We start from the raw sequence: 23,587 nt of genomic DNA, 5'->3' as shown, positions 1-23,587 counted from the left end.
TGGACAAAAGTGGATTATGCGGCATAACTGTATCCATCGACTCTATGAACCGCAAGGCAATATTTAGCCCTAACTGGGCTAACCTTGCCCACCTGTGTAACCATTTCAAACACCCCCGTTGCGCGAACACTTAAGCGCCCAACATGAGTTCCGGCAAATTTCCCAGTAGGCAAAATAGCACGAATTATATCGCCAGTTTGAAAGCCAAAAAAAGCTTTTTGTCTAGTACGATGTCTGATTGGAAACCCATATTTGTTAGTCGTGCACATTCGGCGAGTTCCCCATCCTTTTGCAGTTATCAGTAAGGGCTTGGTAATTTTTATCGACAACTTTTCCACCACGCCAACACAAGCAGCGTCTAAGTAGTGACGCTTTTGAACACCTAATTTGACGCGATTGAATTTGGTTCGGCCACCAGTCCCAAGGGAGACTGGCAATCCAGTTTCTTTAAGCCTTTGATACAATGACCATCGGGTAGAGTTAACCGCAGCAGCATCTTTTAATGGTAATTTTGAAGCGGCTAAAATCCGCCTGAGAACATCAGGTTTCTTACTTAGGAATTTCTCAATTGGGTCATTTCCTTTTTTCTGGTTGCAATCATGGCAAGCCAAGGTAAGGTTGCTAACCCGATTTGTCCCCCCTTTGCTCGACGCCAAAATATGCTCAATTTCTAACCGAGTATTTTCTACTCCACAGTAAGCGCATTTCCTTCCCCATTTTGCTAACAAATATTCCTTGACTTCAAACCCTGCTAACTCGCCTCTTTGATACTCTGTACCACTGATTTCCGGGTTCATCAAAGCTTGCGTATCAAACCGTACTAACTCCTGAGAAATACCCGTAATAGGCGCCCACTTTATGAGCCTATTCACCCAAGTTAGAGTAGTTTTCACTCGATGATCTAGCGTCGGAGCTAACCAGCCTTTTTTACGGGTTCTATTGAGAAATCGTGGTTGACGATAACGAGTTTTACGATGCCGCCGATTACGACGAATGGCTCTGCGGGATTCCAATGAATCTTTGATCGCTTGCCCACGATGGGTTAATTCAGCACCCCAGATAACCGCATCATTCGAGAGTAATGCTAGGCCAGTAGTTTTAGATCCCGGGTCTATTTTTAACTGGATAGGCTGAGTTATTTCTGCTGATACAGTTTTTAAGATGATCGTAAAAGGAAAGTGACGAAAAACGGCAGCTTTTCTTTGGGTAAGAAGTAAACGAGCTAACCCTGGATGAACAGGATTAAGGGGGCGTTTGTTGGTGTCAATAACAAAGACAAAGTTGGACATCTTATTTAAAACTCTGATTGCTCAGGTAATTTTTTCCTCGTCAAAGTTACTCCGGCTTGTTTGGCTCAACTCACTTCCTTAGCTAAATACAGATGTTTAAAGTTGAACGACAGAGCAAAAAGCTGGAAAGCACTTTTTGGTGTCTTGACCGGAGTAACGTAGCTATTTGCTGAGACTGGCTATCTCTCACCAAATGCACGGCTTGTCCAGTGTTGTTTAGTGTTTAGCCGATAGCACTATTGCTTATGTCGATGAAACAACCTTGTTAAAACTTAGTTAAAACTAAGTATTTATTTTTTCTATACAAAACCACATTTGTCGGCTCTGTGCCATCTTCCCAGAGACAGATTGGCTGCGGGATTGCTGCTGAAGCAACTGCTATCATAGATCCAGAGACAAATTAGATTATCTAATTTCTGGGAGCAATAAGCGAGTGAATCACAAGCTGGCCAAAATTATCGGATTATTTTTCGCAGCCGCCACCCTCTTTGGATTCGTCGGTTACGCGCTTCAAAATCCCAACTTCGCCAGCAGCTCACCGATGTCGATCGGCTTCCCCAATCTTACCACCGCGGCCGTCGGGGCGATCGACAACAAACGATCCCAAATCTATCTCAACGGAACTTGGCAATTTGTCCCCGCAGTTGGCAACCCCCAAAACCCCCCCGTCTCGCCAAATTGGGGATCCATCCAAGTACCCGGAGACTGGCAAAAAGAAAACAACCAATCCGTACCTGGAATCATCACTCGCGGCAGCGGCAAAGATTGGGAAAACTTCAACAGTAAACAACTATCAAAAGCTTGGTATCAGAGAAAAATAGACATTCCCGGCGACTGGACAAACCGCCGAATTTTTCTCGACTTAGCCAGAGTCAGCACCGATGCAGTCATCTTTGCCAACGGCATTAACTGCGGTCAAATCCCCTGGCCCTACGGCACTATTGAAATTACCAAAGCAGCAAAACCAGGTCAAAACACCCTATCTATTTTAGTCGTGGCAGTATCCGATGAAAAGGAAAAAGCCGTCATCATGGGCCCCACAGAAATCTACACAGAAAAATCCAAATTGGAATCGCGGGGAATCATCGGCGAGGTAAGGCTTCTGAGCCTTCCCCCAGGCCCGTTAATTAGGGACGTATTCGTCCAAACTTCCACCCGAAAAAAGCAAGTTAAATTAGATATTGAACTCAAAGACGTTGCCCAAAGCGGTCAAGTAGAAATAATAGCGCAAATGCTGGACGAAAAAGGCAAAATAGAACAAAAATTTACTGGCACGGCCAAGGTTCAAGCTAAACCTATTCAAACCGTCCAAGTTCAGTGGAATTGGCCAAATCCCCGTCTTTGGGATGTCGGGCAACCAAACCTTTACACCCTACAATTAGAAGTAAAAGGCCGCGGCATTGACACGCAATACGACCAACCTTTTGGCTTCCGCGAATTTTGGATAGAAGGGCGCAAATTTTTCTTAAACGGAACTGAATTTCGGCTGCGACCAAACTTGCACTCCGATACTTGGCAAGGCGGCACAGTAGAAGTTGCTGATAGCCTAATTGATGGCTACGTAAAAGCAGGTTTTAACATAACAGAAATGTGGCCTTGGAATCACGACGAACGGGGTAGATGGCACTTCCGAGAGTTATTTTCCGAAAGAGCAGACCTCAAAGGTTTTCCCATTATGGCTCCCGCTTTAGACATTAGTCCTATCGCTTGGAACGGCAAGTGGAAGAACCCCCTGTGGAAAAACCGCTGGAAAGACCGAATGGTGATTGAAATGCGCCGCTACCGCAATCATCCATCAGTATTAATGTGGGCGACAAGTCCTAATTTTTTCGGCAACGCTGACGATTTAAATCCCCGTCGCATCGGCAAAAGCAAAGTAGAAGGAACTCTCAGTCCCTCGGAAAACCAGCGTTTGCGGGTCAACACTCCCCTAGGAAATGACGCTTTAGCGACGATTAAATCTGCCGACCGAACCAGACCTGTGATGGTACACCAAGGCGCACACTTCGGCGATGTTTATGCGCTGAATTCTTATTTAAATCTGATTCCCTTGCAAGAACGAGAAGAGTGGATTTCTGAGTGGAGCAAAACCGGGGAAAGGCCCTACATGGCAGTCGAGTTTGGGACTCCTCTGCACGCAACGATGATGCGGGCCCGCAAAGGTTTTGGTCAGGCAATTGTCAGCGAACCTTGGATGACTGAGTTTGCGGCAATTTATTTTGGCAAGCAGGCTTACGAGTTGGAAACTGCCGCTTATAAATCTAAAATTCGCGAGCAGTTTATCAATGGTCAGGAGTATCAAAACTGGCATATTAAAAAAGAGTTGGATTTTGCACCCGCTTTTCAAAAGTTGCAGCAGTTATTCAGTACAAATACTTGGCGGAGTTGGCGGACTTTTGGAATGTCTGGGGGGATGATTCCTTGGAATGACGGACATGGTTGGGAACTTTCCGAAGCTGGCAGAAAAAAGGTGGATATTGGGGCATTTAAACCTGGTCGCCGGGGAGTTTATTTGAAGCAAGTATCGAATAATCTTTTGAATTATTACCAGCCCGAAGCTTTCACTGTTCATCCTGGGGGCGAGGCAATTATGAATAATAATAGCTCGACTTTGGCTTGGATTGCTGGTGCTAGCCCGGTTTTTACTGCGAAAGATCACAATTTGTTTGTGGGCGGAAAACTGGCTAAGCAAGTAGTGTTAATTAACGATACGCGGACGGCGCAAGAATTTGCGTTTAATTGGCGGGTTTTGGTGGGGGGGGAAGAAGTTAAAAAAGGCGAGCAAAAAGGGACGATTGAGCAGGCAGGAACGCTGTTTTTCCCAATTGACGTAAAATTGCCAAATACCATTTCTAGCAAGGCTGACGGCGAAATTCGCTTGACTGCGCGAGTGGGCGATCGATCGCATTCTGATACATTTGCTTTCCGCGTTTTTCCCAAACAATCCAACATCAAAGATGCGGTGACAATTTTCGACCCAGCGGGCAAAACATCGGCCATGTTAAAACAATTAGGTTATCAGCTTGTACCGTGGAATGGTTCGCAAGTTTCATCGTTATTAATTATCGGTAGGGAAGCATTTTCTAGCGGGCAAAATTTGCCGGGAAGTTTAGAAAATTTTGTCCAAAACGGCGGCAAAGTAATTGTGTTTCCCCAGCGCAGGGACTGGCTGGAAAATACAGGTTTCCGGGTTGCTGCCCACGTCAGCCGCCGCGCTTATCCAGTTGACAGCAACCATCCCGCAATTAGCGGTTTAGACAGTGAAGATTTGCGGGATTGGGTGGGGGAAAGCACGTTGCTTGAAGCTTATCCAGATACGATCCAAACTGGCCCTAATTTGAGTCCGGCAAATAAACCTTGGTACGGCTGGCGTTGGGGAAATCGTGGCGGTGTCAGCAGCGCTTCAATTGAGAAACCGCACCGCAGCGGTTGGCGCCCAATTTTGGAATCTGAGTTTGATTTAGCTTATTCGCCGCTGATGGAATTGGATTACGGAAAAGGGCGGCTGATTTTAAACGAGTTGGATTTGGAAGACCATTATTCTGTAGATGCTGTGGCGGCGCAGTTAGTGCAACAAATTGTGAGTTACGGCATGAATTCTCCGGTACTTGGAAAGCCGGATAAAGTGGTTTTAATAGGGGGAGATGGAGATGCCCAAAAGTTGGACAGTTTGGGGGTAATTTATCAGCGCGCTAGTTCGCTTTCTAATGATGTTGGTTTGGTGATTGTGGGGAGAGAAGCGAATCTGAAAGATGCAGATTTACGCGCTTATTTGAATGCTGGCGGGAAGGCGTTTTTCTTGCCGCGTCAAGTGCCTGTGGCGGGTTTGGGCGTGGGTTTGCAGCAAGCGCAGGATTTTGGGGGTTCGCTGGCGGTTCCGAGTTGGGATGAGGTGAAGGGGGTTAGTGCTTCAGATTTGCGATCGCGCTCTTTTTATGATACTTGGTTGATTAAGTCTGGGGGAGAAGTCGGTGCTGACGGTTTGTTAAGTCGGGTAAAAGTTGGCAAGGGTGTGGCGATTTTTTCTCAGATTGAACCCGACAGTTTGAATGCTGATACTAAGACTTATTTGCGTTTTACTCGCTGGCGGCAAACGAGGGCAAATGCTCAGATTTTGGCTAATTTAGGGGCTAGTTTTAAGGCGGATGAATCTGTGTTTAACGGTTCGAGTCTGGAGTTTTATCACTGGGATTACAGAACGGATTTTGAGAAGGGGGATGATCCTTATCGGTATTATCGATGGTAGGATTTTTTAACCGCAGAGGGCACAGAGGACGCAGAGGAAGAGAAGAGAGAGATGAATAATTTAGTCCGGGACGCATTTCGATCGAAGAAACCGGGTTTTTTACTAAATCTGTGGTTTGCAACGAAGTATTTTCGTAAAAAAACCCGGTTTCTGGAGTCCGGTTCATAAGTCCTAATACTGTTAAATATCAAAGGTCAAAGTGACGGCGGAAGCGGGGGTCTAGTTTGTCTGTTTTCTTTTGGTTGCAGGTGCCGCAGAGGGTTTGCAAGTTGCTGATGTCGTTGCTGCCGCCGCGCGCTAGGGGGATGATATGATCGATCGTGAGTTGGGTTTCTAGTTTGGTTTGGCCGCAGCTTTGGCACTGGTATTTATTGCGAGTAAATACATATTTTCTGACTTCTGGGGGAATGGGGATTCTAGGGGTTTTGCTCATGAATTGTTCGGTTGATTTTCAGGGTTTAGTAGTTGGCGGCGCAAATCATCAAGGGGTGATTCTGGTTTGGGAGTTTCTGATTCGTTCTTTTCTGGTGTTTGGTCGGCTTCGGGTTCGTCTGGGCAAAACTCTATAGTGACATTGAGTTTGACCTTAATCTTTCCTTTCTTCCAGCCCTGAGCACCAACTCTCAGAATTTCACAATCTATACCTTGACCAAACCACTTCCCATATAAAAAACCTCTTTTATCAGTTACACCTACATCAATATTTAGCTTCTGTTGGCTTAACAACTGATGGAGTGCGTATCCTAAATCATTTTCAGGCAAAACGTTATTTACTGTTTCCTTCAATTTTCCTACTTTAAGCATTGCGTTACCAAAAGATAAAGCATCGTCATTACCGCAGTTGTGCAAATCAAATTTATCTTCCATATTCTTGCCCCCCTCGCTTTAGTCCTATTTAATCTACTACTCTTTCTAATTCCAAAGCTACCATCAAACAGCGATCAACGTAGTTTATGGCATCATTTGAAAGGGAACCCAGTTTCCGGGTAATCATTGACTTGTTGAGAGTAAAAATAGATTCGCACCTAACTACCGACTCAACTCTAATACCAGCTAATACAATTTCATCTCCTGTTATCAAATATTGAGTGGTAGTCAAAGGGCGAGTTGTCTTAGAAGTACAAGGTACAACCATCACATCGTCAAGAATTGGGTTGAGATTATCTGCCGAAATTATCACAGCCGGACGCAGTTTAAACTGTGTTAGCTGAGTAGAAGGCATCGGCACTTGAGCCAACACTACATCACCGCGTCGTAAGTTCATCGGCAAATATTTCGTCATAAATGTCATTTTCCGCACTCAGCCACTCTTGATAAGCTTGGGATACAAGCATCGGCTGAATAGGTTCTTTTCCACTTTTCAAGAAGAGGGCTAGGTTCAGAAGTGTTGCTAACTTATCCTCTGGAAGTTGCTCGATTATTGTTAGAAGTTTTTGGCGAATGTTCATAGGATTAAAATCGCTCTTTGTTGGCTATTATAGCACAATAAACACAAAAAAGAAACCAGGTGAATATTAGTCACCCGGATTTCAATCATTCACCATCCACCGAAACACTATCATTTTGTCCAATTACAGGCAACAAATGCTCGTGCAACTTCATCGCCTGCAAACAACTATTAATCCCAGAAACAGCCCGATCGTACTCTTGAATCTTTTGCTCATTCTCAGCTTGCCGCCGCAGATTCCCAGCAATCTTTTCCTCCGCCTCCTGTGCCAAAGTTTGCTCCAAATAATCGCGGGCTTGACTGTATTTCTGCAAAATATCATCAGCTTGCTTTTGGGCCAGCGGCAACAAATGCTCTTTCAGGGTTTGGTTGACAGTTTGGCGGAAAGTTTGCCGAATAGTTCTAGATACTTTTGGCTCAAAATCTAGCCGCAATAATTGCCGAATTGCCGGTTGGGCATCTACCATATTTTCGCAGTCGAAACCTTGAGAAGTTTGCTGCAATGTTTCCCGGAATTGATAAATTGAAAATGTGCCTTCGTCGTAAAAACGGGGACTTTCTCGCACGTAGCGATCGCACTCAACGCCCGCCGCATTTACCAAAGCATCAGAAACCCGCTTTGATAACTCCTCTAACTGCTGTTCAATTCCCCCATCATTCCCCAACAACCGATAAAGTAATCGATAGTATTCTGACTTGCGAACGCTATCTTTCAAATACTGGAAATAATTATCAACCAGTGATTTAGTAGCCTCTACTAAAATATCTTCCAACTGATTCGCTAAATAATAAAGTGCTTCAACTAAAACAGCAATTAAAGGTGCTGTAGCATTGCGGGGATGATTCCGTAAAGTACGTCCGTAAGCCGCCTCAACAGAAAATCCGTCTAACAATTCATCCAAGCGCCGGATCATCCGAGATTGCAGTTGCCGAAAGTCTATATCGAAAATATCGCATCTGTTCATAATCATTTCATTGACTTCTTCGGCGATATGTTCCCGAAAATCCTGTCCGACTTGCTGCAACTCTTGATTTAGTCGCAAAAGTTCCTGTGCTTTCATTGCTTCAATTTCACGGGGCTGGCTGTCCAAATTCCGCTGAATTGTTTGGTAATGTTTCCGCAGTTGAATGCACAAATCTTCTAAGTCGTCAGCGAGATTTTTGAACAGTTGCGGGCGTTTTTCTTCTGTGAGGTAACGGGTGATGGCTGTGCGAAAATCTTCGATGCCGCTATCTTGAATTAATTGAGTAATTAATGGTTGTCCTTGCTCTGCAAGAATCCGCACGTAGTTTTCATTTGGTGTTTCGTAGCTGTTAACTGAAATCCGAAATTTGCTCGGAGATAGCTTGCCGGAATTCGCACAGTAGCGATTAAATTCACTAACAAATTGCGGAGTCTCTTCACTATTACTAAAAAAATCTGAATCTAATTTATCATCTCCAAAAACTCGCCCTTTACTGGTGGCAAAGATTGTATTTAAACCAAAGCGATCGCGCCCTGTTGTCCCTCGAATCAAACTCCCGTAAAACCCCAACAATCCGCTAGTTTTATAAACTCTCGCAGTATCGCGAAAGTCGGAATTAATCAGATTTTCTAAGCGCTGCCGCAGTTGCGTGTTGTACCAAGTTTCGTCAATGCGGTTGAAAATGTAAAACAGTCGATCGCGAATTCCCGGATTTCCCCGTGTTTTTTCCATCAACTCGGTTTCTTCCGTCGTCATTTCCCCAGACGAAGCTGCTTTCAAAACGCAGACAACCGCCGAAGTATCGGGGCTTTCAATCTTATCATAAGTCAATTCTGCATCCCGTTGCACGGGTGCATCAATTCCCGGCGTATCGATAATAATATTGCCATCTTGCAGCAGCGGATGATAACAGTAATATTCAACTCGCTTGAGTACAGCACTGTTACTACCGCGACGGGCATAACTAGCAGCTTCCTTGAGATTGGAAAAGTTAAACTGTTCCATCGAGTAGGTAGCGTTTTCGAGAGTTTGGATGCGATCGCGATTTGCCTCAAAACCTTCTAACAGCAGCATCAAAGCCTTAGCTTTTTTGGCTAACTCGGATTTATTTTCGCCGCCTTCCGTTTCAATAATTATGTTACATCCCTGAGACAACAGCGACACTACATCTGTTTGATTAATATTAAGTTCAGTAGCTAAACCTAACTGATGGCACAGCACAGAAGCTTGCTGGCTAATCTCAAACTCGCTCAAAAAAGTGAGAACAACGCGCTCTTTTTCCGGCTCAGCAAAGGCGATATAACATTCCGTACCTGTCGCGTGTCCTTCAGCACTGTAGAGCAATTCTCGCTCCAGCAAAGCATTAATTAGCATGGATTTTCCCGCACTGAAAGCGCCAGCAAACACAATTTCAAACTCAGGAGAAATTGCCTTTTTCAGAGAAGCTTGTACCGCCGTGATATCTTGTTGTCGCAAAGAAGATTCCTGACGCAGCAGTTGCAGTAAGGAGTCAACTTGCTCTTGCAGATTGTTGCATTGAGGGGGCATTTGAGTCATGGCGGCAGACTGCTCCTGATTTTGGGAAAATTACCTTATTGTTAATTCTCTGCTAGTTCAGGAATAATCACAACAGTAATTTTACTTATGCGATCCAGGATGGCTGAAAGTGCGATCTGCTATTCTGGCGACAAATCCTATCGTTTACGGTTGTTTCGGAATTATTAAACCGCAGAGGCCGCAGAGGCCACAGAGGAAGACAAGAGAGAGATGAATAATTGCTATACCCACGCATTTGATATCGTCTATTTACAGCCAAGTGGCTAAATCTGATATGTCCGTAAAATTTAGCCAAGCATCTCCTAATTTTTCGTACACGATTAGTAGTAAGGCGCGCATTATTGCGCCCCTACAAAATTAAACTGGCGCATTGCGTACTCTATATTAAACCGATAAATCCTGACGCGGTTTAAAAGACTCAACCTGTCGCAACTTCTCGTACAATTCTCGTTCCTCTTCACTAATTTCTTTGGGAATTAACACCTGAATTTCTACCAACTGATCGCCCCGATCGCCATTTCCTGTTGGATAGCCTTTGTTAGCCAGCCGCAACCGCTTTCCAGAGGTTACTCCCGGTGGCAATTTCATCTTTACCAAGCCGTCCAGCGTCGGTACTTCAATATCTCCTCCCAACACCGCTTCGCTGGGAGTCAGTGGCAATTCGCAGCAAATATCCGACATTTCCAAGCGAAAAAATGGATGGGGAGAAACCGTGATTTTCAAATATAAATCTCCGCCGCCCATACCTTGATTTCGCAAGCGAATCCGCTGGCCTGATACCATAGCAGGAGGCAGAGTCACCTCGATCGCTCGCCCATCTTCCAGACGAATTCGCTCGGTACCGCCCGAATAAGCCCTTTCCAAAGGCAGAGTTAGCCTGGCCTCAATGTCCCTTCTCGTTTCGCGATCGACTGTTTCTCGTCGCATTTCGCGATCGTCCACATCCCTTCTGGTTTCGCGATCGACTGTTTCTCGTCGCATTTCGCGATCGACTGTTTCTCGTCGCATTTCGCGATCGACTGTTTCCCGTCGCATTTCGCGATCGTCAAAATCCCTTCTAGGTGGGCGAGAATTAGCCACATAACTCGTTTTCTTAGAAGCCGTATTCCACGGTTCAGAGGAGGCTACTCCCTGTGTATCATTCGCTGTCGCCATCCTCACTTCCCGGCGTCTTCCGAGCACTTGATCGAGAAATTTATTAAAATCCGAGTAATCACTAAAATCGACATCTTCGGTCGGTTTTTTCCGGGTAGTTTTAGTGTTTCCCCAAGTTTTGAAATTGGGAAGTCGCACCCCTTGCTTTCCTTGAAATCCCTTTTGTTTCCAGAATTTACTAAACTGATCGTATTGAGCGCGCTTCTCGATATCGGAAAGAATATCATAAGCTTCATTAATATCCTTAAACTTATCTTCAGCAGATTGATCCCCTGGATTTACGTCAGGGTGCAACTGTCTGGCTAGCCGTCGATAGGCTTTTTTTATCTCATCAGCCGTGGCATCTTTGGGCACTCCCAAAATTAGATAGTAATTGCGAAAATTCTGCATAGTTAGTCATTAGTCATTAGTTATTAGTCATGAGTTATTAATTATTAGTCATTAGTCATTAGTCATCCTCCTTCCCTGCTTCAAACTAGGGACTAATGACTAGGGACTAATGACTAACCACTAATTAGAGCCAATCGTCGTCATCATCCCAATCGTCGCTTTGATTTTGATAAGGGCGAGTGGGGCGATTAGCACTGCTTCTACGATCGCCCATACGATCGCCCATTCGATCGCCCATTCGATCGCCCATACGATCGCCCATACGATCGTAGGGGCGATCGGGAATTGGATCGACAGTCGATCGCCTGTACGGTTTAGCATTGGTATAATAGCTGCTATCATCGCTGCGCCGCTTCGTACCGTCGCCCGTAAAAGTCCGCTTCACAGACTCAAAGAAATCATCATCATCGTCATCCATCGCAAACGCCGAAACTTCCCGGCTCAAATCGTAAAGAGCATCCTGCAAATCCGAACCAACTTGGTCAACTCCCCGCTCATCATTGCGTTCCAAACTGTCTCGCAATTCCCGAATTAAAGTTTCAATTCGCTGGCGGCTTCTTTGAGCAAACTGCATTCCGCGATCGAGCGCAACTTCCCGCAACTGCCGCTCGGCTTGATAAGCTAAAGCTTCAGCGCGATTGCGTTTTTCTACCCTTTCCCGCTGCAACTTATCAGCTTGAGCAAACTGTTCCGCATCGCGAATCATTTGATTCACTTCCTGCTGACTCAGCGTCGAAGCACCTTGCACAGTAATGCTTTGTTCCCTGCCGGTAGTTTTGTCCAAAGCAGTCACCAACAGCATCCCGTTAGCATCAATATCAAAAGCTACTTGCACCTGCGGAATCCCTCGCGGTGCCGGCGGAATTCCAGTTAGTTTAAACCGTCCCAAAGACTTATTATCTCTGCCTAATTCCCGTTCCCCTTGGATGACGTGAATTTCTACCACAGTTTGGTTGTTTTCAGCAGTCGAAAAAATGTCCGATCGCCTGACGGGAATAGTAGTATTCCTCGGAATCAGTTTTTTCATCACCCCGCCGATCGTTTCCAAACCCAGCGACAGCGGCGTCACATCCAACAGCAGCACATCGCGGACATCGCCACCCAAAATACCCGCCTGAATTGCCGCACCCACCGCCACAACTTCATCGGGATTGACATTTTGATTCGGCTCTTTATCAATCAAGTTGCGAACAACTTCCTGCACCAAAGGAATGCGAGTCGAACCGCCGACTAGCACAACTTCATCAATGCGAGAAGGACTCAAACTTGCATCAGCCAAAGCTTGTTTGACTGGACGCCGTAGCCGCTGCACCAAATCTGTGCACAGCCCCTCAAATTGACCACGAGTTAGTCGCGTTTCCAGATGCAAAGGCCCGTCTTCGTTCGCATCGATAAACGGCAAATTAATCTCGGTGACACCGACTCCCGACAGCTCAATCTTGGCTTTTTCTGCCGCTTCGATCAAGCGCTGCAAAGCTTGGCGATTTTTCCGCAGATCGATGCCTTCTTTTTCTAAGAATTGTTCTGCCAACCAATCAACAATTTTGGAGTCAAAATCATTGCCACCTAATTGAGTATCGCCGCTAGTTGCTTTAACTTCAAATACTCCGTCTCCCACGTCTAAGATAGAGACATCAAAAGTACCGCCGCCCAAATCAAACACTAAAATAGTTTGACTTTCTCGCCTCTCCAAACCGTAAGCTAAAGAAGCCGCTGTCGGCTCATTTAAAATCCGTTTGACTTCAAGTCCGGCAATTCGTCCAGCATCCCGCGTCGCCTGTCGCTGCGAGTCGTTGAAATAAGCGGGAACAGTAATTACAGCCCCCGTCACCTCTTGTCCCAGATAGCGGCTGGCTTCATCGGCCAGTTTCCGCAAAACCATCGCCGAAATTTCCTCTGGGGCAAAATCTTTTTTCAGGCGGGGACACTTGATTTTGATGTTCCCGTTTTCGTCGCGGCGAGTTGTGTAAGGGACGCGCTTTGATTCTGGAGTCAGTTCGGTATATTTGCGTCCGATGTACCGCTTGACGGCGTAAAAGGTGTTTTGCGGATTGAGAACAGTCTGGCGTCTGGCCATCTGTCCCACCAGGCGTTCTCCTTCCTTTGTGAAAGCGACTACCGAGGGAGTTGTCCGCATCCCTTCTGCATTGGCAATCACAACCGGTTTGCCGCCTTCCATGACGGCTACTACTGAGTTTGTTGTTCCGAGGTCAATGCCAACTACTTTACCCATGCGTCAGTTGTCTCCTGTGGCGTTGTGTGTAACTTTTTCAATATAAGCGTTAAGTATGATTGCATTTATTGTACCGCGTCGAGAAGCGGGGGCTGCGGGGGGATTGCCTCACCTGCGGTTCAGGTTGCTGGGGTTGGCTGGGTGCGATCGACCTTTTTTCCATACGGTTTGGCGCAGCAACCGAGGAGCAAATTGATTAGAACTCATATCTTGCACCATTCTCAAGAACAGGCTTTCCGGCCTGTTCCACAAAAATTCAATGTTCTTGTGGAACAGGCCGGAAAGCCTGTTCATAAATAGCTAATTGAGAATGGTGCAAGATATCAGTTAGAATGGAGAGCAAAAGTTATAGCTATCATTAACATAGAGGTAGCCTGAATGACCGGATTAGAAGTATTGCAGTCAGTTGAGTTTCTCAAGATAAAAGGCAAAGAAGTTAAAGATAAGTGGGATGAAGATTGAGGTTATTACAAGTAGGAATTACGCACGGGTGGTCAGAAACCGGGTTTTTTTACGAAAATCTTTCGCACTCACCCACAGATTCGGTAAAAAACCCGGTTTCTTGGGCATAGATGAGTAATTCCTGACAAGATTGAATTTCACTACAAACTTAAGGAGGCAAGAGTTATGCAAAGTATTAAAGTACGATCGCGCGTCGGATCAGACGGGATGTTGCATTTGCAAGTCCCGGTTGGGATAAAAGATACAGATTTAGAAGTTATTGTAGTTTTCCAGCGCATAACACCGGCAACTGAAGCTAAAACACCGGAAGATTTAGGCTGGTCGCCCGGTTTTTTTGAAACGGTAATAGGAAGTTGGGAGGGAGAACCGCTTGTTCGTCCCGATCAGTTGGAATATGAAATCCGGGAAGAATTGCTGTGATTTATCTTTTAGACACCAATACTTGCATCCGTTTGTTAAATCCAGACCGCAACTCATCGGTATCTCGCCGACTAGCAATGATTCGGTCAGGTGATGTAGCAATATGCTCTGTAGTTAAAGCAGAACTTTACTGGGGTGCTTTTAAAAGTTCTCGTCAAGATAGCAATCTAGCTAGACTAGAACGTTTTTTCAATGAGTTTGTAAGTTTGCCTTTTGATGACCAGTCTGCCCTAATTTACGGTCAAATTCGCACTCAATTAGCTGCATCTGGGACACCTATCGGCCCTAATGACCTTTTGATTGCCTCTATTGCTCTCGCCAACAACCTAATTCTTGTAACTCACAATACCCGCGAGTTCAGCCGTGTTGAGGGTTTGCGTCTGGAAGATTGGGAGATAGAGGTCTGAGTTATACCAATTTCATAAAGTTATGCTACATAGAAAGTTTTACTCCCCCCCTTAATAAGGGGGGGGTTGGGGGGGGTAGATATGTAGCGCTATTTTATGAATTTGGTATTAGATGTATCGAGTTCGCCTACAATCACAATCTCGCTCCAACAATGCCTGCAATCGCAATAAAACTATGAAATTCACCTTAGATGTAGAAAACAATCCCACAGGCTGGCCGGATCATACTCAACTACCAGAATCCGACGGCACTTTTGTGAAAAACTTTCAAGAACATCCCCAAAGCATTCTGTTAACAGATTCAATTACTCCCGTTTTGCAGAGAATCCACGCTGACGGTAACTATTGTATCGGTCAAGATAGCGGCATTTACTGGCGATTAACTGACCCGTTAGAAAAGGGTGCAGAAGCGCCAGACTGGTTTTATGTGCCTAATGTCCCGCCAACTATTGACGGTCAATTGCGCCGTTCTTATGTGATGTGGCAAGAATTTGTAGCACCGTTAATTGTGTTAGAGTTTGTATCGGGGAATGGTGCGGAAGAACGGGACAGAACGCCTTTATTGCGATCTGGTCAACAGGAAACTAAGCCGGGTAAATTCTGGATTTATGAAAATGTCATCCATCCGGCATTTTACGGAATTTATGAAGTAACTAAGGCTAGCGTTGAAGTCTATCACCTGATCGAAGATAGGTATCAATTAGTTGCTGCAAACGATCGCGGTCATTATCCGATCGCACCGTTAGGAGTGGAATTGGGAATTTGGCAAGGAAGGTATCAAAATGTTGAGTTACCTTGGCTGCGCTGGTGGGATAGTCAAGGGAATCTGTTGTTAACCGGGGCTGAAAGAGCCGATCGCGCCGAAGACCAATTAGAGCAATTGCGCGCTCAATTGCGATCGGCTGGAATTGAACCGGAATTGTGAATTGGAGTGCATCTCAATTTGGGAAGGGCGCGGGGGCAAAAAACCCGGTTTCTGCGTGAATATTTGTAGAAATAATCGACAATTTTTGGAAGAAACCGGGTTTTTTTCGTAAGTCCTAAAGAAGTCGGGGATCTAATAATCATCACAGAGGAAACCAAGTGCCACGCATTTTTGACAACATTGAACTGCGGCTGCTACCAGCATTGCGAGACACCATTAAACTCTCCTATCGGGCAGATTTTTGTGTGGGCTATTTCAATCTTCGGGGATGGCGGAGAATTGGCGATTTAATCGAAGCTTATGTGGGAAACCAAGGAGCCTGCTGTCGCCTTTTGGTGGGAATGCAAAGTTTGCCGGCCGATGAATTGAATGCTAGTTTTAGCCTGATTTCCCATCACGGGGGGATTGACAATAATGCCATTATTCGTCTCAAAAAACGGATGGCTGAGGAATTCCGCCACCAGTTGACGATAGGGGCTCCCAGTGATATTGATGAGCAGGGATTACGCAGGTTAAGCTATCAGATTAAAACTGGAAAAGTTGTTGTTAAATTATTCTTAGCTTATCACCTACACGCTAAGCTTTATCTCGTTCACCGTCACGATCCCAACACTCCGATCGTCGGTTTTTTGGGCAGCAGCAATCTGACTTTATCGGGATTGTCAAAACAAGGGGAATTGAATATTGATATTTTAGATTCAGATGCTTGTAATAAGTTGCAAAAATGGTTTGACGATCGCTGGGAAGAATACGGCTGTGTTGATATTTCTAAAGAACTTGCAGAAATTATCGATCGCAGTTGGGCGAGATCCGAACTAATTCCACCTTATCACATCTATCTCAACATAGTCTATCATTTGTCCCGCGAGGCGATCGCAGGTATTGCTGAGTTTCAGATTCCCCGCGATTTTAAGGGTTTATTTAAATTTCAAGAAGAAGCCGTTAAGTTAGCCGCCCGTCACATTACCAGACGGGGAGGCGTGATTATTGGCGACGTTGTAGGGTTGGGTAAAACTTTAGTCGGAACTGCGATCGCCAAAATTTTACAAGAAGACTGTTTCTTTGACACCCTGATTATTTGTCCCAAAAACTTGGTAAAAATGTGGCAAGAGTATGCAGACAAATATCGCCTGCTGGCAAAAGTCTTATCCATCAGTCTGGTACAGCAAGAATTGCCAGAATTGCGCCGCTATCGAGTTGTGTTAATTGATGAAAGTCACAACCTCAGAAACCGCGAAGGCAAGCGATATCGAGCGATTCAAGAATATATTGCAATCAACGAAAGTAAATGTATTTTGCTTTCAGCAACTCCCTACAACAAAACCTATTTAGATTTATCTTCTCAGTTGCGGCTGTTTATTCCTGAAGACCAAAATTTAGGATTGCGGCCCGAAGCTTTGCTCAATCAATTGGGCGGAGGCAGTCAAGGAGAGTTAGAATTTATTAAGCGGCATCAATGTTCCGTGCGCTCTTTGGCTGCTTTTGAAAAAAGCGAACATCCTGATGATTGGCGAGATTTGATGAAGCACTACATGGTGAGGCGCACTCGCTCGTTTATCAAAGAAAATTATGCGGAAACTGACGCAGAGAAGAAGCGCAAATATTTAGAATTTGTAGATCGCACGCGATCGTATTTTCCCGATCGCCTTCCCAAAACCATTAAGTTTTCCTCGGAAACCTCCGCAGCTAACTCCCAGCTTGACTTTGAGGAAATTGTCGAAGTCATCAATGCCCTAAATCTGCCGCGTTACGGGCTGGGAAATTACATCGCCAAAAAACCCAAACAACAGCCGACTGAAGCAGAACAGCGGCAGTTAAATGCCTTATTCCGTGGGGGTCGCCGATTAATGGGATTTTCGCGGACAAACCTGTTTAAACGGCTAGAAAGCAGCGGTAGTGCCTTTATTCAGTCGATCGAGCGCCACATCCTGCGGAATTTTATCTACTTATATGCGATCGACCAAAACTCCGATATTCCGATCGGCACCCAGGATGCAGAATTGTTGGATACCCGCAACAGCGATGAAGATGCTGATTCAGTGGTGGTTAGCAGTTTTGAAAGCGAAGAAATCGAAGATGATGCGGGCGAAAATTTAGATATTGAAGCAGAATTGCTGTTAAGCGAAAAGAGTTTTAAACAGCGGGCAGAAGTAGTTTATCAAGAATATAAAACGCGCTATCAACGCAGGTTTAAATGGCTCAAATCAGACTTTTTTGATACCAAGAAGTTAAGACGGGATTTGCTAGAAGATGCCCGCTGTCTGATAGAAGTCTTGCAAACTTGCGGTAAATGGCATTCTCAACCCGATGAAAAGTTAGCTGCTTTGGTGAAATTGCTCACAGAAACTCACCCCCATGAGAAAGTATTAATTTTTACTCAGTTTGCCGATACAGTCCGCTATATAACTGATAATTTAGCTAAGCTAAATATTGCGGGCGCTGCATCGGTGACAGGTAAATCAAAAGACCCCACAGAACTCACATTTCGGTTTAGTCCGACTAGCAACGGTAAGCGTGACAAAATCTCCCCAGAACGAGAATTGCGAATCTTAATTGCCACCGATATCCTGAGTGAAGGTCACAACTTACAAGACAGTGCGATTATCGTTAATTATGACTTACCTTGGGCAATTATTCGGTTAATTCAGCGGGCGGGAAGAGTGGACAGAATCGGTCAAAAAGCCGATCGCATTTTGTGCTATTCGTTTTTGCCAGACGAAGGAGTCGATCGCATTATCAATCTGCGCGAAAGACTGCGCCGACGCTTGCAAGAAAATGCCGAAGTTGTGGGAACTGATGAAACATTTTTTGAGGATGACTCACCTCAAGTCATTCTCGATATTTACAATGAAAAATCAGGAATTTTAGATGGCGAAGAAGATGCCGAAGTTGACTTAACATCCGAAGCTTTTCAAATTTGGAAAAATGCCACGGACAACAACCCAATTTTGAAAAAAACCATTGAGTCAATGCCAAATGTAGTTTATTCAACTCGCAATCATACTCCCGCACCCTTGCAACCAGAAGGAGTTTTATTGTACATGAAAACCGCCGAGGGAAATGATTCATTAATTTGGGTCGATCGCGATGGCAATAGCGTTAGTCAATCGCAACTCGGCATCCTCAGAATTGCAGCCTGCGAGGAAGCGACACCAGCAATTCCCAGAGACAAACAGCATCACGAATTAGTCACAAAAGGTGCAGAGTTGATAGCAGAAGAAGAGTTAACTGCGGGCGGACAATTGGGCAGGCCTTCCGGGGCCCGGTTCCGAACATACGAACGTTTGAAGAGTTACTTTAAGGAAATGAATGGTACAATATTTGCATCCGATGAATTGTCAAAAGCAATCGATGAAATTTACCGCTATCCCCTGCGCCAGTCGGCAATTGACACGTTAAATCGGCAGTTAAAAAGCGGGATTGGCGATCGACAATTAGCTGAATTAGTCGTGGGTTTGCGGATGGATGACCGTTTGTGTATAGTCAATGAAGACGAAGACAAACGGGAACCGATGATTATTTGTTCTTTAGGCTTGTTTCAGGAGAAAGCTGTCAGTCCGCCATTCCTCTCACCATCCAGCTAGTCCGCCAGGGAATGAATTCCCTGTCTAATAGCGAAAGTCGTCTAAAGACGACTCATGAATTGAAAATTTTTCTTCTCAGTCCTCTTAAGAGGACTTTCGCTTTGAGACAGGGGTTTCAACCCCTGTCGGACTGCGGGTTTAGCCTTAAGTTGACACCAATGAAGACGAAGACAAACGGGAACCGATGATTATTTGTTCTTTAGGCTTGTTTCAGGAGAAAGCTGTCAGTCCGCCATTCCTCTCACCATCCAGCTAGTCCGCCAGGGAATGAATTCCCTGTCTAATAGCGAAAGTCGTCTAAAGACGACTGATGAATTGAAAAATTTTCTTCTCAGTCCTCTTAAGAGGACTTTCGCTTTGAGACAGGGGTTTCAACCCCTGTCGGACTGTCGGACTGTCGGACTGTCGGACTGTCGGACTGTCGGACTATCTGACTCTCGGTTTAACGTTAAGTTGACACGCCTTGGGCACGATGCCGTGTCCCTACTAGAGTTCTCCCTTATTCCTTCATATATAACCATGCCACAAACACTTAAAGAATCCCGCGAACTTCTCCAAGACTTTGAATTCAACAAATTATTCGTCCAAAAACTCGGTTGGGATAATCCATCTTCCCACAAAACCGTATCTTTAGAAATAGAAGGCGAGACTTATTCCCGAAAAGCCATCGCCCAACTTAACGGAGTAGTTGTATATGAAATTATCGCCGATAGCGGAAATATCCCCAACAGCGCCCAAAGACTGACGATTTATCGCGAAATCGTCCAAATTTCCGCCGAAAATCTGTTGATTTTTATTGACAAAAATCGCACCAAATGTCTCTGGTATTGGGTAAAGCGCGAAGGTACAAAGCTTTATCCCCGCGATCATGTATACGTGAAACGGGAACCTTGCGATTTGCTACTGAGTAAAGTCACAGCTTTAAAGGTTGATTTAGAAGAATTAGAAACGCTTTCGGTGATTGATGTCGCCCAAAGATTGCAGGCTGGCTTGGATGTCGAACGAGTAACTAAAAAGTTTTTTGAAGAGTTTAAACAGCAACACGTTGAATTTTTAAGTGTGATTCGCGGCATTGACAAAGAAACAGATAGGCGCTGGTATACTTCGGTTTTACTCAACCGTTTGATGTTTGTTTATTTTTTGCAGCGCAAAGGATTTATCGACAGCGGCAAAATGCTGTATTTGCAAGAAAAGTTAGCCGAAAGCAAGCAGCGGGGAACGGATTTATTTTACTCAGAATTCTTGAAAACACTGTTTTTTGAGGGATTTGCTAAACCTCTCGATTTGCGGGAGGAAGGCGTTAAAGAATTAATCGGCGATGTTAAATATTTGAATGGGGGACTGTTTCTCGAACATCCCATCGAACAAAATTATCCGAATATCGCCATACCCGATGCTGCTTTTGAGAAAATATTTAATTTATTTGCAGCCTATTCTTGGAATCTTGACGATACAGTGGGCGGGAAGGAAAACGAAATTAATCCGGCGGTTTTGGGATACATCTTTGAGAAATACATTAACCAAAAAGCCTTTGGTGCTTATTATACCAGGCCGGAGATTACTGAATATTTGTGCGATCGCACAATCAACAAACTAATTCTCGATAGAGTTAATAATCTCTCTTCCTCCAACTCTTTCTCCCCCCTTACTAAGGGGGGCCGGGGGGGATCTCTTCATCAACAAGACAACGCATCCAACTCTTTCTCCCCCCTTAGCAAGGGGGGCCGGGGGGGTTCTTCTCCCCACTTTGAAACAATCACCGAACTCCTCACCAATCTCGACGCCAATCTCTGCCGCAGCCTGCTAATAGAAATCCTCCCAAACCTAACATTATTAGACCCAGCCTGCGGTTCCGGCGCGTTTTTAGTTGCAGCGATGAAAACCCTGATTTACATCTATTCAACAGTCATAGGTACAAGCAAGTTTTTAAACGATCGTTACCTCAATGACTACTTAAAAGACATCGAAAAAGAGCATTCATCACTTAACTACTATATCAAGAAACGGATTATTAGCGACAACCTCTACGGCGTGGATATCATGCCGGAAGCAGTGGAAATTGCCAAATTGCGACTGTTTTTAGCCTTAGTTTCGGCGGCGCAGAATGTCAACGACTTGGAACCGTTGCCGAATATTGATTTTAACATCATGGCGGGCAATTCCTTAATTGGATTACTTCGGGTGGATGACGCAGAATATGAAGGAAGTGGAACTCAGTTAAATTTGTTTCACAAGACATACAGACAAGTATTGGAGGAGAAAAACCGTCTGATTTCTATTTACCGTCATGCGACTACCTATAGCCAAAACTTGCAGAGTTTACGAGATGAAATTGCCGAAAAGAAAGCGCCGGCTATCGAAAATATTAATAAGATTTTGTTGGAAGATTTCAAGCAGTTAAAAATTAAGTTTGAACAAGCACAGATTAGCGGTAAGCCGATTAAGCGTCCCCTGACTCTCGCTGATATTGAAGCTTTGAAGCCTTTTCACTGGGGCTATGAGTTTGATGAGATTTTGCATCAACGGGGCGGTTTTGATGCGATTATTACTAATCCGCCTTGGGAAATTTTTAAGCCAGATGCTAAGGAGTTTTTTGCTAGTTATAGCAATTTGGTGACGAAAAAGAAGATGGATATTAAGAGTTTCGAGAAAGAGCAAAAGAAACTCCTGCAAGATATTGATGTTTCTAATGCTTGGTTGGAATATCAGAGCAATTTTCCTCATATCAGTGCTTATTATCGTTCAGCGGAACAGTACAAAAATCAGATTTCGATTGTCAATGGTAAAAAAGCAGGTACGGATATTAACCTCTATAAACTTTTTGTAGAGCAATGTTTGAATCTCTTACGCAGCGGTGGCGAGTGCGGGATTGTGATTCCTAGCGGAATTTACACTGACTTGGGTACTAAGCAACTGCGGGAGATGTTATTTAGTCAAACCAAAGTCACGGGGTTATTTTGTTTAGAAAATCGGAAAACAATTTTTGAAGGAGTTCATAAGAGTTTCAAAATAGTTGTTCTTACTTTTGAGAAGGATGGGATAACAACTGAGTTTCCGTCAGCTTTTATGCGTGTTGATGTGGATGAGCTGCAAAGGTTTCCTAGTGCTGATAGCTTGCAAATTAGTATTCAATTAGTGCGGAAGTTATCTCCTGACTCTCTGTCGGTGATGGAGTTTAAAAATGAGGGGGATATTCGGATTGCTGAGAAAATGCTGCAATTCCCTTTACTGGGCGAACAGATTGAGGGGAAATGGAATCTGCGGTTAACTCGTGAATTTGACATGACTAATGACAGTCATTTATTCAAGCAAGAACCAGGGAAAGGGAGACTGCCACTTTATGAAGGTAAGATGATTCATCAGTTTACTCATCTCTACGCTGAACCGAGGTATTGGGTGGATGAAGCGGAAGCGAGAAAAGCTTTATTGGGAAGGAATGGCGTAGATAATAGTCAACAATTGGATTATCAGTGTTACCGTTTGGGATTGAGAGCCATAGCTCGTAATACTGACAGTAGAACAATTATTGTAAGTGCTATTCCCCAAAAAGTAGTTTGTGGAAATTCAATGTTAGTTTCATCAGGGATGGATAAAATATCAAATAATGAAACTATTTTATGTCAAGCGCTACTTAATTCTTTGGTGCTAGATTTTTACATTCGCCAAATGGTTTCTGCCAATATCAATATGTTTTATATTTACCAGACACCTGTACCGCGATTAACATCAGGTGACAAATACTTCACCGACATCGTACAGCGCGCCGCCAAACTAATCTGCACCGCCCCAGAATTTGACGAATTAGCCCAAGAAGTCGGCTTAAACTCGCACCGAGAAGGCGTTACCGATGAAACAGAACGCGCTCAATTGCGAGCCGAATTAGACGGCATCATCGCCCACCTTTACGGATTAACGGAAGCCGAATTTGCGTATATTTTGACTACTTTTCCGATTGTCCCCGAAGCCGTGAAACAAGCAGCATTAGCGGCCTATCGCACCTTTGCGGCATCACCCGGAGATCCCCCCTAACCCCCCTTAATAAGGTGGGGACAGGAAGTAGATCCCACGTTTGCAGGGGAAAGTAGAGGAGACTGCAGTGCCGTTTCCCTACAAATAATAGGGGGGGTAGTTACATATTTCGTGCATGAAAATTGAGGATTTTGCGGTAGGGAAAGAGCACGGTGCGGTGTCCTCTTTTCCTCCGCCAGTCTTCTCGCTTACCCGGCAGTCCGCCAGGGAATGAATTCCACGGGGCTTATAGCGAAAGTCCTCTGAAAGAGGACTGAAGAACTCATTAGTCCTCTTTCAGAGGACTTTTGCTTTGAGGCAGGGGTTTCAACCCTTGCCGGACTGTCGGGTAGGCGGGAGGACTGTCGGACTGTCGGTTTAACGTGTTGGTTGACACCTATGGGCACGGTGCGGTGTCCTCTTTTCCTCCGCCAGTCTTCTCGCTTACCCGGCAGTCCGCCAGGGAATGAATTCCACGGGGCTTATAGCGAAAGTCCTC

The 23,587-nt window shown here is 44.8% G+C and carries 15 protein-coding genes; 7 read left to right on the top strand and 8 right to left on the bottom strand.

What is annotated here, in order from left to right:
* Positions 1-14: 14 nt before the first annotated feature.
* Positions 15-1,289 (bottom strand): RNA-guided endonuclease IscB, encoded by a 1,275-nt coding sequence (iscB, locus tag QUB51_RS19280; RefSeq protein WP_333260319.1) that lies wholly within the window; start codon positions 1,287-1,289, stop codon positions 15-17.
* Positions 1,290-1,722: 433 nt separating this feature from the next.
* Here iscB and QUB51_RS19275 point away from each other — a divergent pair, with 433 nt between their 5' ends.
* Entirely contained in the window at positions 1,723-5,535 is a 3,813-nt protein-coding gene (locus tag QUB51_RS19275; RefSeq protein WP_333260323.1) for a glycoside hydrolase family 2 TIM barrel-domain containing protein, read from the top strand.
* Positions 5,536-5,722: 187 nt separating this feature from the next.
* Here the strand turns inward: QUB51_RS19275 and QUB51_RS19270 are convergent, their stop codons facing one another.
* The 7 genes from QUB51_RS19270 to dnaK form a co-directional block, all read right to left on the bottom strand.
* Positions 5,723-5,968, bottom strand: coding sequence for an HNH endonuclease (locus QUB51_RS19270; RefSeq protein WP_015179287.1), 246 nt, complete (start codon positions 5,966-5,968; stop codon positions 5,723-5,725).
* Positions 5,965-6,402, bottom strand: coding sequence for a KGK domain-containing protein (locus tag QUB51_RS19265; RefSeq protein WP_333260326.1), 438 nt, complete (start codon positions 6,400-6,402; stop codon positions 5,965-5,967). The genes QUB51_RS19270 and QUB51_RS19265 overlap by 4 nt, the downstream gene beginning before the upstream one ends.
* Positions 6,403-6,430: 28 nt before the next feature.
* Entirely contained in the window at positions 6,431-6,799 is a 369-nt protein-coding gene (locus tag QUB51_RS19260; RefSeq protein ID WP_333260329.1) for a type II toxin-antitoxin system PemK/MazF family toxin, read from the bottom strand.
* A complete protein-coding gene (locus QUB51_RS19255) occupies positions 6,780-6,983 on the bottom strand; it encodes a hypothetical protein (protein WP_333208205.1) in 204 nt (67 codons plus the stop codon). The genes QUB51_RS19260 and QUB51_RS19255 overlap by 20 nt, the downstream gene beginning before the upstream one ends.
* An 85-nt stretch (positions 6,984-7,068) precedes the next feature.
* The gene (locus QUB51_RS19250) at positions 7,069-9,504 is read right to left on the bottom strand and encodes a dynamin-like GTPase family protein (RefSeq protein WP_333208206.1); all 2,436 of its coding nucleotides are present in this window, start codon (positions 9,502-9,504) and stop codon (positions 7,069-7,071) included.
* 384 nt (positions 9,505-9,888) lie between these two features.
* Positions 9,889-11,049: a J domain-containing protein gene (locus QUB51_RS19245; RefSeq protein WP_333233703.1), complete on the bottom strand. Its 1,161-nt coding sequence runs from the start codon at positions 11,047-11,049 to the stop codon at positions 9,889-9,891.
* Positions 11,050-11,173: 124 nt separating this feature from the next.
* Positions 11,174-13,282 (bottom strand): molecular chaperone DnaK, encoded by a 2,109-nt coding sequence (gene dnaK / locus QUB51_RS19240; protein WP_333056658.1) that lies wholly within the window; start codon positions 13,280-13,282, stop codon positions 11,174-11,176.
* 55 nt (positions 13,283-13,337) lie between these two features.
* Between dnaK and QUB51_RS19235 the strand changes: the two genes are divergently transcribed.
* From QUB51_RS19235 to QUB51_RS19210, 6 genes are all read left to right on the top strand, one after another.
* A complete protein-coding gene (locus QUB51_RS19235; RefSeq protein WP_333056659.1) occupies positions 13,338-13,478 on the top strand; it encodes a hypothetical protein in 141 nt (46 codons plus the stop codon).
* Positions 13,479-13,909: 431 nt separating this feature from the next.
* A complete protein-coding gene (locus tag QUB51_RS19230) occupies positions 13,910-14,164 on the top strand; it encodes a hypothetical protein (RefSeq protein WP_333056660.1) in 255 nt (84 codons plus the stop codon).
* Positions 14,161-14,571 (top strand): type II toxin-antitoxin system tRNA(fMet)-specific endonuclease VapC, encoded by a 411-nt coding sequence (gene vapC, locus QUB51_RS19225; protein WP_333056661.1) that lies wholly within the window; start codon positions 14,161-14,163, stop codon positions 14,569-14,571. Before QUB51_RS19230 ends, vapC begins: the two co-directional genes overlap by 4 nt.
* Positions 14,572-14,746: 175 nt before the next feature.
* Complete coding sequence (locus tag QUB51_RS19220) at positions 14,747-15,496, top strand: Uma2 family endonuclease (protein WP_333233704.1); 750 nt, start codon at positions 14,747-14,749, stop codon at positions 15,494-15,496.
* Between the two features lie 158 nt (positions 15,497-15,654).
* Positions 15,655-19,080: a helicase-related protein gene (locus tag QUB51_RS19215; RefSeq protein ID WP_333260332.1), complete on the top strand. Its 3,426-nt coding sequence runs from the start codon at positions 15,655-15,657 to the stop codon at positions 19,078-19,080.
* 519 nt (positions 19,081-19,599) lie between these two features.
* The gene (locus tag QUB51_RS19210) at positions 19,600-23,109 is read left to right on the top strand and encodes an Eco57I restriction-modification methylase domain-containing protein (protein WP_333260336.1); all 3,510 of its coding nucleotides are present in this window, start codon (positions 19,600-19,602) and stop codon (positions 23,107-23,109) included.
* Positions 23,110-23,587: the final 478 nt, after the last annotated feature.

Source organism: Microcoleus sp. AT8-A3 (assembly GCF_036705675.1).
Taxonomy (GTDB): Bacteria; Cyanobacteriota; Cyanobacteriia; order Cyanobacteriales; family Microcoleaceae; genus Microcoleus.
The sequence above is the reverse complement of the archived record's forward strand: the minus strand, read 5'-3'. Positions and strand labels throughout refer to the sequence as shown.

Bases quoted from the DNA above. Each gene is read 5' to 3' on its own strand.
- QUB51_RS19210 (WP_333260336.1), top strand. From the start codon at position 19,600: ATGCCACAAACACTTAAAGAATCCCGCGAACTTCTCCAAGACTTTGAA.
- QUB51_RS19255 (WP_333208205.1), bottom strand. From the start codon at position 6,983: ATGAACATTCGCCAAAAACTTCTAACAATAATCGAGCAACTTCCAGAG.
- QUB51_RS19220 (WP_333233704.1), top strand. From the start codon at position 14,747: ATGAAATTCACCTTAGATGTAGAAAACAATCCCACAGGCTGGCCGGAT.
- QUB51_RS19250 (WP_333208206.1), bottom strand. From the start codon at position 9,504: ATGACTCAAATGCCCCCTCAATGCAACAATCTGCAAGAGCAAGTTGAC.
- QUB51_RS19245 (WP_333233703.1), bottom strand. From the start codon at position 11,049: ATGCAGAATTTTCGCAATTACTATCTAATTTTGGGAGTGCCCAAAGAT.
- QUB51_RS19230 (WP_333056660.1), top strand. From the start codon at position 13,910: ATGCAAAGTATTAAAGTACGATCGCGCGTCGGATCAGACGGGATGTTG.
- QUB51_RS19235 (WP_333056659.1), top strand. From the start codon at position 13,338: ATGATTGCATTTATTGTACCGCGTCGAGAAGCGGGGGCTGCGGGGGGA.
- QUB51_RS19260 (WP_333260329.1), bottom strand. From the start codon at position 6,799: ATGAACTTACGACGCGGTGATGTAGTGTTGGCTCAAGTGCCGATGCCT.
- QUB51_RS19265 (WP_333260326.1), bottom strand. From the start codon at position 6,402: ATGGAAGATAAATTTGATTTGCACAACTGCGGTAATGACGATGCTTTA.
- dnaK (WP_333056658.1), bottom strand. From the start codon at position 13,282: ATGGGTAAAGTAGTTGGCATTGACCTCGGAACAACAAACTCAGTAGTA.
- iscB (WP_333260319.1), bottom strand. From the start codon at position 1,289: ATGTCCAACTTTGTCTTTGTTATTGACACCAACAAACGCCCCCTTAAT.
- QUB51_RS19270 (WP_015179287.1), bottom strand. From the start codon at position 5,968: ATGAGCAAAACCCCTAGAATCCCCATTCCCCCAGAAGTCAGAAAATAT.